8 protein-coding genes, 3 tRNA genes, 3 rRNA genes and 1 riboswitch are annotated in these 12,484 nt (G+C 43.6%); of the genes, 11 read left to right on the forward strand and 3 right to left on the reverse strand.

Going from position 1 to position 12,484, the window contains the following annotated elements:
- Nucleotides 1–26: 26 nt before the first annotated feature.
- Together ACLKML_RS12135 and purE are read right to left on the reverse strand one after the other, a co-directional pair.
- Nucleotides 27–1,175 (reverse strand): 5-(carboxyamino)imidazole ribonucleotide synthase, encoded by a 1,149-nt coding sequence (locus ACLKML_RS12135; protein WP_413285876.1) that lies wholly within the window; start codon nt 1,173–1,175, stop codon nt 27–29.
- Nucleotides 1,176–1,177: 2 nt separating this feature from the next.
- The gene (gene purE / locus ACLKML_RS12140; RefSeq protein WP_317718163.1) at nt 1,178–1,663 is read right to left on the reverse strand and encodes a 5-(carboxyamino)imidazole ribonucleotide mutase; all 486 of its coding nucleotides are present in this window, start codon (nt 1,661–1,663) and stop codon (nt 1,178–1,180) included.
- Between the two features lie 302 nt (nt 1,664–1,965).
- Here purE and ACLKML_RS12145 point away from each other — a divergent pair, with 302 nt between their 5' ends.
- The 4 genes from ACLKML_RS12145 to ACLKML_RS12160 all read left to right on the forward strand — a co-directional run bounded on the left by ACLKML_RS12145 (nt 1,966) and on the right by ACLKML_RS12160 (nt 4,728).
- The gene (locus ACLKML_RS12145) at nt 1,966–2,538 is read left to right on the forward strand and encodes an L-threonylcarbamoyladenylate synthase (RefSeq protein ID WP_317718164.1); all 573 of its coding nucleotides are present in this window, start codon (nt 1,966–1,968) and stop codon (nt 2,536–2,538) included.
- A gap of 46 nt (nt 2,539–2,584) precedes the next feature.
- Nucleotides 2,585–3,493 carry an oxygen-dependent coproporphyrinogen oxidase gene (gene hemF / locus ACLKML_RS12150; RefSeq protein ID WP_413285534.1) on the forward strand — a complete coding sequence of 303 codons (909 nt, stop codon included), beginning with the start codon at nt 2,585–2,587 and terminating at the stop codon, nt 3,491–3,493.
- A 138-nt stretch (nt 3,494–3,631) separates the two neighbouring features.
- On the forward strand, nt 3,632–4,465 hold the full coding sequence (gene aroE / locus ACLKML_RS12155) for a shikimate dehydrogenase (protein ID WP_413285535.1): 834 nt from the start codon (nt 3,632–3,634) through the stop codon (nt 4,463–4,465).
- Complete coding sequence (locus ACLKML_RS12160) at nt 4,465–4,728, forward strand: DUF1488 domain-containing protein (protein WP_413285536.1); 264 nt, start codon at nt 4,465–4,467, stop codon at nt 4,726–4,728. Before aroE ends, ACLKML_RS12160 begins: the two co-directional genes overlap by 1 nt.
- Here the strand turns inward: ACLKML_RS12160 and ACLKML_RS12165 are convergent.
- Nucleotides 4,721–5,269 (reverse strand): gamma carbonic anhydrase family protein, encoded by a 549-nt coding sequence (locus ACLKML_RS12165; protein ID WP_413285537.1) that lies wholly within the window; start codon nt 5,267–5,269, stop codon nt 4,721–4,723. The genes ACLKML_RS12160 and ACLKML_RS12165 overlap by 8 nt on opposite strands.
- 627 nt (nt 5,270–5,896) lie before the next feature.
- Here ACLKML_RS12165 and ACLKML_RS12170 point away from each other — a divergent pair.
- The 7 genes from ACLKML_RS12170 to crcB all read left to right on the forward strand — a co-directional run bounded on the left by ACLKML_RS12170 (nt 5,897) and on the right by crcB (nt 12,282).
- Nucleotides 5,897–7,437: ribosomal RNA gene (locus ACLKML_RS12170) — 16S ribosomal RNA — on the forward strand.
- Nucleotides 7,438–7,540: 103 nt separating this feature from the next.
- Nucleotides 7,541–7,617, forward strand: a tRNA-Ile gene (locus ACLKML_RS12175).
- Between the two features lie 119 nt (nt 7,618–7,736).
- Nucleotides 7,737–7,812: transfer RNA gene (locus ACLKML_RS12180), tRNA-Ala, on the forward strand.
- Nucleotides 7,813–8,170: 358 nt separating this feature from the next.
- Nucleotides 8,171–11,060: ribosomal RNA gene (locus tag ACLKML_RS12185) — 23S ribosomal RNA — on the forward strand.
- A 296-nt stretch (nt 11,061–11,356) separates the two neighbouring features.
- A 5S ribosomal RNA gene (rrf, locus tag ACLKML_RS12190) occupies nt 11,357–11,472 on the forward strand.
- The 16S, 23S and 5S rRNA genes sit together here with 3 tRNA genes alongside, the layout of an rRNA operon.
- A gap of 92 nt (nt 11,473–11,564) precedes the next feature.
- Nucleotides 11,565–11,641, forward strand: a tRNA-Asp gene (locus ACLKML_RS12195).
- Between the two features lie 257 nt (nt 11,642–11,898).
- On the forward strand, nt 11,899–12,282 hold the full coding sequence (gene crcB / locus ACLKML_RS12200; protein WP_413285538.1) for a fluoride efflux transporter CrcB: 384 nt from the start codon (nt 11,899–11,901) through the stop codon (nt 12,280–12,282).
- A gap of 43 nt (nt 12,283–12,325) precedes the next feature.
- Nucleotides 12,326–12,425, forward strand: a riboswitch (TPP riboswitch).
- Nucleotides 12,426–12,484: the final 59 nt, after the last annotated feature.

Genomic DNA, 12,484 nt, shown 5'->3' on the forward strand with positions numbered 1-12,484 from the left:
CGCCGCTTTAGTGTGAATATTTATTGTTAAATTGATGTTTCGTTAGCTTTTTGCTTTAAGACAAATTGTCTTAAAGCAGGGTAAGCTACAGGATCAAGAATATTTGATAATGTAAGTAAATGCTCACTTAGCTTTGCTTTATTATCAGCACTAACATTAATATGCCCCATTTTTCTTCCCGGACGTTTTTCTTTTCCATACCAATGTATATGACATGCTGGCTGTTTTAATACATCGATTGGTACGCTATCTTCGCCGAGAATGTTGATCATAGTGGTCGGGCGAATTAATGATGCGCTTCCAAGTGGTAATCCACACACTGCTCTGAGATGGTTTTCAAACTGACAAACTTCGGCACCTTGCTGTGTCCAGTGACCAGAGTTATGAACGCGAGGCGCTATTTCATTGACTAATAGATCGCCAGCAACATCAAAAAACTCTATTGCGAGTACGCCAACATAGTTAAGCGTTTCTGCAACATTGGCGAACATCTCTTTAGCTTGGGCTTGCAGATCAATATCAGTTATCGCAGTAGAAATTGAGAGAACACCATTAGTGTGAATGTTTTCGGCTAATGGGTAGACTTCTATTTCTCCATCTTTTCCTCTGGCTCCAACAAGAGAAACTTCACGGTCAAATGGAATGAATGCTTCTGCAACGATGGCTTGTTCTGGAGACTCCGCTATACAATCTGCTAATTCAGGCCATAGGTTATCAGCATCAGACAATGACATTAGTCGCCATTGACCTTTTCCGTCATACCCCCCTAACGTACTTTTTAAAACCATTGGAGCGCCGACTATCTCTAATGCTTGAGCGAAGTCTTGCTGACTATTGATTATGTGGTATTTAGCGTTTGCAACCTTTGCTTTATCTAAGAGTGCTTTTTCTAGTCGACGATCGCCACCAATTTTTATTGCTTCGGTACTTGGTAAAAATCTTCCGCTTGCTTGGCAAATATCTAAAATGTCATGTGGAATGTGTTCAAACTCAGCAGTGATTACATCTGCTTGTTGAATGGCATTATCAAGTCCATGACCCAGTACCGCTTGAGTTAGTGGGTGAACAATTTTTTCACTTGTTACGTCAAACGCAGAAATTTTAATATTAAGTGGTGCACCAGCAAGAGCCATCATTCTAGCAAGTTGCCCAGCGCCTAATACAAGAACATGCATCATTAATCCTCGGCAGGGTTTGGGTTGGCTAAAACGGTGTCAGTTTGCTCATTGCGAAAGGCTTCGACTTTAGCCATTACGTTTTCATCACTTGTACCGATAATTTGCGCCGCAAGTATACCGGCATTAGCTGCACCTGCTTCACCTATGGCTAGAGTTCCAACTGCAATGCCTTTAGGCATTTGTACAATAGATAATAATGAATCCATCCCTTTCAACGCACGAGATTGAACCGGAACCCCTAATACTGGAATACTGGTAAACGCTGCTGCCATGCCTGGCAGGTGAGCCGCACCACCCGCGCCAGCAATAATAACTTTTAATCCACGTTCTTTGGCACTGTTAGCATAATCTGCTAATAATTGTGGCGTACGATGTGCTGAAACAACTTTTGTTTCATATGGAACTCCAAAAAGATCAAGCATCTCCGCAGCAAGTTTCATTGTTGGCCAATCTGACTTTGAACCCATAATAATTCCGACTTTCATGTTTAACTCCTACAGATTTATGATAATGCGCGGATATTTTTCGCGCATTATAAGGTTAAAACGGCGCAAGGAAAACGTTTGCGTCGGTTATTTTTGTTTCTTGTAAAGATTTACCGTAACTTTCGATAGGCTGTAATGGTTGATATTGTTATAACCGTGAGTAAAGTGGCACTGCTCAACTTTTATTTGTTCCAAGTAGATAGGTATTATGTCTGATTGGACTAACTTAGGTGAAATAAATTTAGTCGCTTGGACAAAGAATTTGTACACTAAACAAAATAAAGAATAATTTGAATAGATTTATGACTCATTTTAACCAAGTTAACCTTGATCAAGTTGTTAATGCCCTACATAACGGGGATGTCATTGCGTATCCTACCGAAGGTGTTTTCGGTGTTGGTTGTGATCCTGATAATGAGATGGCAGTTAAGAGACTCTTACAAGTGAAAAACCGGTCGGTAGATAAAGGACTGATATTAATAGCCGCTTCCTATCAACAGGTTCTACCTTATATTGATGAATCTAAACTGACCAAAAAGCAATTAACGGAAATAAAAACTACTTGGCCAGGCCCTGTTACGTGGGTAATGCCAGTCAGCACTAAGACATCAAAATTAGTCACAGGTAAGTTTAATTCAGTCGCGGTGAGGGTCACAGATCACCCTTTAGTTAAATACCTGTGCACCTTGTTTGATAAGCCTATTACCTCAACCAGTGCAAACTTATCTGGTATGCCGCCTTGTATGACTACGTCTGAAGTGCGAAATCAGCTTGGTCAATCGGGTGTAGTTATTCTATCGGGTGAAACGGGTGGGCGAAATAAACCCTCAGAGATACGAGATGCAGTAAGCGGAAAAATTTTGAGGCAAGGTTAATTAGGTCTTTGGTAATAAATAGTGTTTGTATTGATAAAGGTTAGGTATGTCCACGGTAAATAAACAAGCAGTAAAGTCATTTCTTTTGCAACTGCAAGATGATATTTGTCAGCAACTTGAACAAATCGACGGTAAAGGTAAATTTGAAGAAGATGCTTGGCAAAGAGAATTAGGTGGTGGGGGAAAAACTAGAGTACTTAAATCTGGTGACGTTATTGAACAGGGTGGCGTTAATTTTTCTCATGTATTTGGTGATAAAATGCCTGCTTCAGCAACGGCTCACCGACCAGAATTAGCAGGTCGAAAATTTGAAGCTATGGGAGTATCTTTAGTTCTCCATCCAAATAACCCTTATATTCCAACATCTCATGCAAATGTCCGCTTTTTTATTGCCGAAAAAGAAGGTGAACAACCTATTTGGTGGTTTGGTGGAGGATTTGACCTTACTCCATTCTACCCTTTTGCAGAAGACTGTGTTTACTGGCATCAAACGGCAAAATCTATTTGTGACGATTTTGGTGAAGGCGTTTACTCTAAGCATAAAAAATGGTGTGACGAGTACTTTTACCTACCACATAGAAATGAAACTCGCGGCGTCGGTGGATTGTTTTTCGATGATTTAAATTCATGGGGTTTTGATAAGAGTTTTTCTTACATTAAAGCCGTCGGTCAAGGTTTCACTCGCGCTTATTTACCTATTGTGGAAAAAAGAAAAGAGATCCAATACGGAGAACGAGAACGCCAATTTCAACTTTACCGTCGTGGACGCTATGTTGAGTTTAATTTGGTTTATGACAGAGGAACATTGTTTGGTTTACAAAGTGGCGGAAGGACAGAGTCTATTTTAATGTCGATGCCTCCTTTAGCTCGTTGGGAGTATGATATTCAATTAGAACCCAATAGTCCTGAAACTGAGCTCTATAGAGATTACCTTAAAGCTAAAGAGTGGATATAAATTCTTGTCGATAAGATATGGTTTTATTATTTGGCCTTGTTAATTACAAGACCTGGGCTTCAGTGATTGAAAAGTCTCTGTACTTTAAAATTAGAGGGTTATAGACTTTCTCCTTAAAAGTTCAGGTTAGGTAAGAATATGGCTAGCACTATTGATAAATACGTAGTATTTGGTAATCCAATTTCACAAAGTAAATCTCCATTTATCCATACACTGTTTGCAAGGCAAACGATGCAAAAGATGCAGTATTCTAAATGTGAACCTGAGGAAAATGGTTTTTTAGCTGCTGTGACCGCATTCTTTGAACAAGGTGGAAGAGGTTGTAATGTCACTGCACCATTTAAGGAAGAGGCGTACCAATTCGCCGACCGGTTGACTGAGCGTGCAAAATTAGCGGGCGCAGTAAATACGCTTAAAAAATTAGATGATGGCGAGATTATTGGTGATAATACTGATGGGGAAGGATTGGTTCAAAACCTCCTTCAATATCAGGTTTCGTTGAAAGATAGCCGTATTTTATTATTGGGTGCTGGTGGTGCAGCCAGAGGAGTAATAAAACCCCTATTAGACCAACAACCTTACCAACTTACTCTAGTTAATCGTACCGTTGAAAAAGCAGAACAACTGGCAGAAATATTTATGCCGTTTGGTAAGATTAATGTTGAGCATATGGACCGGGTAAATGAGCCTTTTGATTTAGTTATCAACTCAACTTCCGCTAGCTTATACAAACAACTACCGGATGTGAGCAGCAGTATATTTAGTCCTACCACAACCGCATACGATATGAGTTATGGAGCAGGTATGACGGTATTCAATCAATGGGCAAGAGACAATGGTGTTGCGCAAGCATACGATGGCTTAGGGATGTTGGTTGGTCAAGCGGCTGAAAGTTTTATGCTGTGGCGTGGATTACGCCCTGGAACCAAGCAAATATTACGTGAACTCAGAAAAAACTTAGAAGGCCTATAATGAATCAAGCTATTTTGTTTGCCGATATCCAAGATTGGAATGATGAGCTGAGTATCGTCGAGTTCTATGCTCAGAATGCAGGTACGCTAATAGAATGCAGCATTTCTAAACAAAAATTAGCCGCTATTTCTGGTGTTAGAGAGATAAACTCATCTAACGCAGTGAATATTTTCTTGCAGTATCGTTTCGATATAGAAGAAATAGCAGAAGATATGATCGAAGATGAGCAGTTTAATCATCTCGATCAAATCCAAATTAGATAACAGGTTTCATTTCTAAAAGGTAATTATTTTTGGTTTCGACGTAATTACTAGCAGATTTTTTCAAAAACGCTCGTTCGTCATTAGTTAACAGTCTTACCTGTTTTACTGGAGAGCCAACATATAGATAGCCACTTTTGAGTACTTTATTGGGCGGAACTAAACTACCGGCGCCAATCATGACATCGTGTTCTATTGTTACTCCATCTAATACGATAGCCGACATACCAACAAGAACCCGATCTTGAATGACGCAACCATGCAACATAACTTTATGCCCAATAGTGACATCATCGCCGATAATAAGCGGAAATCCTTCGGGATTTTTTTCGGATTTGTGGGTAACATGCAACACACTGGCATCTTGTATATTTGAACGACGGCCAATAGATATAGAATTAACATCGCCTCGAGCCGAAACAAATGGCCAAATGCTCGAATCCTCTCCTATTGCTACTTGTCCAACTAATATAGCACTTGTATCTATATAGACATTTTCTCCAATGTCTGGTGATATTCCTTTATAACTCTTTAAAGTAGTCATAGTTTATCCTTTGATAAGTGAGTAAATAGAGTATAGATAAAGAGTAAAGTGAGTAAAACTAGTCTTTAGTGGACAAAAACTGTTCGAACAGTAAAAAAATCAGCAAAAAGTGCAAAAAGGGGTTGCCAATGTGATTCAGCTCTCTATAATGCGCCTCACTGACACGGCAGAGCCCACAAGGGTTACCGCTAAAACCAGTAAGACGAGCTGCTTGAAAAAGCCTTTCGAAATTAAATTGAAAAAGTATTTGACTCTTCACTTTAAATCGCTAGAATGCACGTCCGCTTCAAGGCAAAGCCAAGAAGCAACGCTCTTTAACAATTTAAACCTATATCAATCTGTGTGGGCACTTGTTGATGATAATCGACACGATTTTGTATCTTAGGATATACAATCACAACGGTATCAATGAACCAGTGACCTAATTTGATGACAGATACTTTAGCTTTTTAAGTTAACGTGTCTTAAGTATCAAGCACAGTTATTTATCTATCATTCTGTTGGAATGATAGGAACTTTAAATAGCATTTACTGCTTGGTTATTACCAAGAAGTAAAGGCAATTTGAAGTCAGTATTCATTGAGACCCGTTTTTCTTTCTTAGGAAAGAGAAACACATCAAAATCTTAAATTGAAGAGTTTGATCATGGCTCAGATTGAACGCTGGCGGCAGGCTTAACACATGCAAGTCGAGCGGAAACGAAAATAGCTTGCTATTTGGCGTCGAGCGGCGGACGGGTGAGTAATGCTTAGGAATTTGCCCAGTTGAGGGGGATAACCATTGGAAACGATGGCTAATACCGCATACGCCCTACGGGGGAAAGGAGGGGACCTTCGGGCCTTCCGCGATTGGATAAGCCTAAGTGAGATTAGCTAGTTGGTGGGGTAATGGCTCACCAAGGCGACGATCTCTAGCTGGTCTGAGAGGATGATCAGCCACACTGGAACTGAGACACGGTCCAGACTCCTACGGGAGGCAGCAGTGGGGAATATTGCACAATGGGCGAAAGCCTGATGCAGCCATGCCGCGTGTATGAAGAAGGCCTTCGGGTTGTAAAGTACTTTCAGTCGTGAGGAAGGTGTTGTACTTAATACGTGCAACATTTGACGTTAGCGACAGAAGAAGCACCGGCTAACTCCGTGCCAGCAGCCGCGGTAATACGGAGGGTGCGAGCGTTAATCGGAATTACTGGGCGTAAAGCGCATGCAGGTGGTTTGTTAAGTCAGATGTGAAAGCCCGGGGCTCAACCCCGGAAGGTCATTTGAAACTGGCAAACTAGAGTACTGTAGAGGGGGGTAGAATTTCAGGTGTAGCGGTGAAATGCGTAGAGATCTGAAGGAATACCAGTGGCGAAGGCGGCCCCCTGGACAGATACTGACACTCAGATGCGAAAGCGTGGGGAGCAAACAGGATTAGATACCCTGGTAGTCCACGCCGTAAACGATGTCTACTTGGAGGTTGCGGTCTTGAACTGTGGCTTTCGGAGCTAACGCGTTAAGTAGACCGCCTGGGGAGTACGGTCGCAAGATTAAAACTCAAATGAATTGACGGGGGCCCGCACAAGCGGTGGAGCATGTGGTTTAATTCGATGCAACGCGAAGAACCTTACCTACTCTTGACATCCTCAGAAGAGAAAAGAGATTTTCTTGTGCCTTCGGGAACTGAGAGACAGGTGCTGCATGGCTGTCGTCAGCTCGTGTTGTGAAATGTTGGGTTAAGTCCCGCAACGAGCGCAACCCTTATCCTTAATTGCCAGCGAGTCATGTCGGGAACTTTGGGGAGACTGCCGGTGATAAACCGGAGGAAGGTGGGGACGACGTCAAGTCATCATGGCCCTTACGAGTAGGGCTACACACGTGCTACAATGGCGCATACAGAGGGCAGCTAACTAGCAATAGTGTGCGAATCCCAAAAAGTGCGTCGTAGTCCGGATTGGAGTCTGCAACTCGACTCCATGAAGTCGGAATCGCTAGTAATCGTAGATCAGAATGCTACGGTGAATACGTTCCCGGGCCTTGTACACACCGCCCGTCACACCATGGGAGTGGGCTGCAAAAGAAGTAGGTAGTTTAACCTTCGGGGGGACGCTTACCACTTTGTGGTTCATGACTGGGGTGAAGTCGTAACAAGGTAGCCCTAGGGGAACCTGGGGCTGGATCACCTCCTTAAACGATAAGATTGTGATTGATGAGTGTTCACACAGATTGATTAGGTTTAGAAAGTAAAGAGAGATAACTCAATCTCGGTTATTGAAAAGCCCAAAGCAAGTATGGGTCTGTAGCTCAGCTGGTTAGAGCGCTCGCCTGATAAGCGGGAGGTCGGTGGTTCAAGTCCACTCAGACCCACCAAATTGCCTTTATGCTGCGTTAAGTTGCGCGTTGTGTGCTTAAAGTACACAGCCTTACAACTTGCCTTGTCTAAAGAATATTTCATCCTAAATGAGTTATCACAAGCCACACCCACTGATGGGGTTATAGCTCAGCTGGGAGAGCGCCTGCCTTGCACGCAGGAGGTCTGCGGTTCGATCCCGCATAGCTCCACCATCTTTAAGTGTTTTTACTCTGTATCAGATGAGAATATTTAAAAATGGTTTTGGCTTATTTTAAATAAGTATAAAATCTTTGCTCTTTAACAATTTGGAAAGCTGACGAATAACAACTTTGATTGGTTGTTATTCAAATAAAAGTTCTCAAATCCTATGACTCATTATGAGTGATAGGTACCAACACACATTCAAGTGTTCTTGGAAACAGCGAAAGCTGTTTATATTTGAGTCCGGCAAAATCGAACGTTGTCTCGCTCATTCAAATAATGAGACAACAATAAACACCTTGGTTGTTTGCCATACGCTTATTTATCGTCACGTAAGTGACAGTAAAAAGAAACCTCTTGGGGTTGTATGGTTAAGTGACTAAGCGTACACGGTGGATGCCTTGGCAGTCAGAGGCGATGAAAGACGTAATAACTTGCGATAAGCCCAGATTAGGTAGTAATAACCGTTTGAGTCTGGGATTTCTGAATGGGGAAACCCACTAGCATAAGCTAGTATTATTAACTGAATACATAGGTTAATAAGGCAAACCCGGGGAACTGAAACATCTAAGTACCCGGAGGAGTAGAAATCAACCGAGATTCCGAAAGTAGCGGCGAGCGAAATTGGACTAGCCCTTAAGCTTTTAATGATGCAGGTGAAGATTCTGGAAAGTATCGCGATACAGGGTGATAGCCCCGTAACCGACACGTCATTTTAAGTGAAAACGAGTAAGGCGGGACACGTGATATCCTGTTTGAATATGGGGGGACCATCCTCCAAGGCTAAATACTACTGACTGACCGATAGTGAACCAGTACCGTGAGGGAAAGGCGAAAAGAACCCCTGTGAGGGGAGTGAAATAGAACCTGAAACCGTGTACGTACAAGCAGTAGGAGCACCTTTTTGGTGTGACTGCGTACCTTTTGTATAATGGGTCAGCGACTTATATTTAGTAGCAAGGTTAACCGAATAGGGGAGCCGTAGGGAAACCGAGTCTTAACTGGGCGTCGAGTTGCTAGGTATAGACCCGAAACCAGGTGATCTAGCCATGGGCAGGTTGAAGGTTGAGTAACATCAACTGGAGGACCGAACCGACTAATGTTGAAAAATTAGCGGATGACTTGTGGCTAGGGGTGAAAGGCCAATCAAACCTGGAGATAGCTGGTTCTCCCCGAAAGCTATTTAGGTAGCGCCTCGGACGAATACTACTGGGGGTAGAGCACTGTTAAGGCTAGGGGGTCATCCCGACTTACCAACCCTTTGCAAACTCCGAATACCAGTAAGTACTATCCGGGAGACACACGGCGGGTGCTAACGTCCGTCGTGGAGAGGGAAACAACCCAGACCGCCAGCTAAGGTCCCAAAGTATAGCTAAGTGGGAAACGATGTGGGAAGGCTCAGACAGCCAGGATGTTGGCTTAGAAGCAGCCATCATTTAAAGAAAGCGTAATAGCTCACTGGTCGAGTCGGCCTGCGCGGAAGATGTAACGGGGCTAAGCTATACACCGAAGCTGCGGCAATGAAGTTTACTTCATTGGGTAGGGGAGCGTTCTGTAAGCCGTTGAAGGTGAACTGTAAGGTTTGCTGGAGGTATCAGAAGTGCGAATGCTGACATGAGTAACGATAATGGGGGTGAAAAACCCCCACGCCGGAAGACCAAGGGTTCCTGTCCAACGTTAATCGGGGCAGGGTAAGTCGACCCCTAAGGCGAGGCTGAAAAGCGTAGTCGATGGGAAACGGGTTAATATTCCCGTACTTCTTATAATTGCGATGGGGGGACGGAGAAGGCTAGGTGGGCCTGGCGATGGTAGTCCAGGTTCAAGGGTGTAGGCTAATTTCTTAGGTAAATCCGGGAAATTATTAGGCTGAGACCCGATGTCGAGTCACTACGGTGATGAAGTCATTGATGCCATACTTCCAGGAAAAGCCTCTAAGCTTCAGATTATAAGGAATCGTACCCCAAACCGACACAGGTGGTCGGGTAGAGAATACCAAGGCGCTTGAGAGAACTCGGGTGAAGGAACTAGGCAAAATGGTACCGTAACTTCGGGAGAAGGTACGCTCTTGACGGTGAAATCCCTAGCGGATGGAGCTATTGGGAGTCGCAGATACCAGGTGGCTGCAACTGTTTATTAAAAACACAGCACTGTGCAAAATCGTAAGATGACGTATACGGTGTGACGCCTGCCCGGTGCCGGAAGGTTAATTGATGGGGTTAGTCTTAGGACGAAGCTCTTGATCGAAGCCCCGGTAAACGGCGGCCGTAACTATAACGGTCCTAAGGTAGCGAAATTCCTTGTCGGGTAAGTTCCGACCTGCACGAATGGCGTAATGATGGCCACGCTGTCTCCACCCGAGACTCAGTGAAATTGAAATCGCTGTGAAGATGCAGTGTACCCGCGGCTAGACGGAAAGACCCCGTGAACCTTTACTACAGCTTGGCACTGAACATTGACCCTACATGTGTAGGATAGGTGGGAGACTATGAAACTTCGTCGCTAGATGGAGTGGAGTCAACCTTGAAATACCACCCTTGTATGCTTGATGTTCTAACTTAGTCCCCTAATCGGGGATGAGGACAGTGCCTGGTGGGTAGTTTGACTGGGGCGGTCTCCTCCCAAAGAGTAACGGAGGAGCACGAAGGTGGGCTAAACACGGTTGGACATCGTGTGGTTAGTGCAATGGCATAAGCCCGCTTGACTGCGAGAATGACAATTCGAGCAGGTGCGAAAGCAGGTCATAGTGATCCGGTGGTTCTGAATGGAAGGGCCATCGCTCAACGGATAAAAGGTACTCCGGGGATAACAGGCTGATACCGCCCAAGAGTTCATATCGACGGCGGTGTTTGGCACCTCGATGTCGGCTCATCACATCCTGGGGCTGAAGTCGGTCCCAAGGGTATGGCTGTTCGCCATTTAAAGTGGTACGCGAGCTGGGTTTAGAACGTCGTGAGACAGTTCGGTCCCTATCTGCCGTGGGCGTTGGAAGATTGAAGGGGGCTGCTCCTAGTACGAGAGGACCGGAGTGGACGAACCTCTGGTGTTCGGGTTGTCATGCCAATGGCATTGCCCGGTAGCTAAGTTCGGAATCGATAAGCGCTGAAAGCATCTAAGCGCGAAGCGAGCCCTGAGATGAGTCTTCCCTGGCACTTTACGTGTCCTAAAGGGTTGTTCGAGACTAGAACGTTGATAGGCAGGGTGTGTAAGTGCTGCGAGGCATTGAGCTAACCTGTACTAATTGCCCGTGAGGCTTAACCATACAACACCCAAGGGGTTTTGGCAGAAATTGTTCCAGACAATTTACTGCACTTCCTACATCCGTGTAGGTCGTGGACTCAAATAAAGAACATTGAATGTGTATGAGACTTTTATAATTAGCTTTCCAAGTTTTTTAGACTTCCCAAGTGCTCTAGGTAGCGCAGGGATAAAGTTTGCTGGTAAGGCAACTTGAGTAACGATTGAAGGCGCTTACATTGGTAAGTAACTGAAAGAGAGAACAAGTTAACGCAGTCCAGCGAGTTTTATCACAAGCGGGAGGTTTAATACCAAATTTTGCTTGGCGACCATAGCATTGTGGACCCACCTGAACCCATGCCGAACTCAGAAGTGAAACGCAATAGCGCCGATGGTAGTGTGGGGTTTCCCCATGTGAGAGTAGGACATCGCCAGGCTTTAATTCGCTTTTATCTTTTTTAGAGAAGATGAAGGCAAACATTAATAAAGCGTACCAATAAGACTTTATTAAGTGTCACCAATACCATGTGGAGTGGTAGTTCAGTTGGTTAGAATACCGGCCTGTCACGCCGGGGGTCGCGGGTTCGAGTCCCGTCCACTCCGCCATTTGGTATTGAAATCTAGTAAGAATTTTAAAAAGCCTCAACAGAAATGTTGAGGCTTTTTTGCGTTTGATTATCTATACGTTTTTTATCTTTGTCCTTATAATTCATAAATTAAATGCTGTTTGTGGGTACAGTTAAAGTGACACATGTAACTTTTTAAAAGTATGTAACTTTATGCTGTGTGCTACATGATTTTTATTGGTTAATTTTCACTTAAATCTATAGAATGGGCTTATCTTTATAAATCATTGGTTACTTATGGGACAGTTTTCTATTTTAGGATATATAGCGTTAGGAGGGGCTTTTGGTGCATGTTCTCGTTACTTACTTTCAGAGTTATGCGTCAGCTTATTCGGTCGAGATTTTCCTTATGGTACGCTTGCTGTTAATGTTCTAGGCTCGTTCGCTATGGGGTTATTGATAGCTGCTTTTGAAACTGAAATGCTATCTCAGATACCTTGGCGTCAAGTTATCGGTCTAGGTTTTTTAGGCGCGCTAACTACATTTTCTACCTTCTCTATGGATAACGTTTTGTTGTTACAACAAGGCGACTTTTTCAAAATGGGCCTCAACGTATTATTAAATGTGTCTTTAAGTATTTGTTCTGCTTGGTTGGGTTTTCAATTGCTAGTGAGAGGTTAATTATTTTTAACTGTTGCATGCTTTGACTGCTTAACTATAATAGAAGGACTTGTCGGAGTGCCAACTGGCTGAGACCGTGAAAACGGAATCCGTAGAACCTGATTCAGGATAATACCTGCGAAGGAAACAAGCGAAAGCCAATTTTTACCTAAGTCAATTATTCTGACGACTTATGTCCTATTAGTTGCTTTTCCGACAAGGT

The organism is Vibrio sp. MA40-2 (assembly GCF_047302445.1).
In the GTDB taxonomy this organism is placed as follows: Bacteria; Pseudomonadota; Gammaproteobacteria; order Enterobacterales; family Vibrionaceae; genus Vibrio.

What these genes read in the sequence shown, in the direction of transcription:
- ACLKML_RS12135 (WP_413285876.1), bottom strand. Translation starts at nt 1,175, where the DNA reads ATGCATGTTCTTGTATTAGGCGCTGGGCAACTTGCTAGAATGATGGCT.
- purE (WP_317718163.1), bottom strand. Translation starts at nt 1,663, where the DNA reads ATGAAAGTCGGAATTATTATGGGTTCAAAGTCAGATTGGCCAACAATG.
- ACLKML_RS12145 (WP_317718164.1), top strand. Translation starts at nt 1,966, where the DNA reads ATGACTCATTTTAACCAAGTTAACCTTGATCAAGTTGTTAATGCCCTA.
- hemF (WP_413285534.1), top strand. Translation starts at nt 2,585, where the DNA reads ATGTCCACGGTAAATAAACAAGCAGTAAAGTCATTTCTTTTGCAACTG.
- aroE (WP_413285535.1), top strand. Translation starts at nt 3,632, where the DNA reads ATGGCTAGCACTATTGATAAATACGTAGTATTTGGTAATCCAATTTCA.
- ACLKML_RS12160 (WP_413285536.1), top strand. Translation starts at nt 4,465, where the DNA reads ATGAATCAAGCTATTTTGTTTGCCGATATCCAAGATTGGAATGATGAG.
- ACLKML_RS12165 (WP_413285537.1), bottom strand. Translation starts at nt 5,269, where the DNA reads ATGACTACTTTAAAGAGTTATAAAGGAATATCACCAGACATTGGAGAA.
- crcB (WP_413285538.1), top strand. Translation starts at nt 11,899, where the DNA reads ATGGGACAGTTTTCTATTTTAGGATATATAGCGTTAGGAGGGGCTTTT.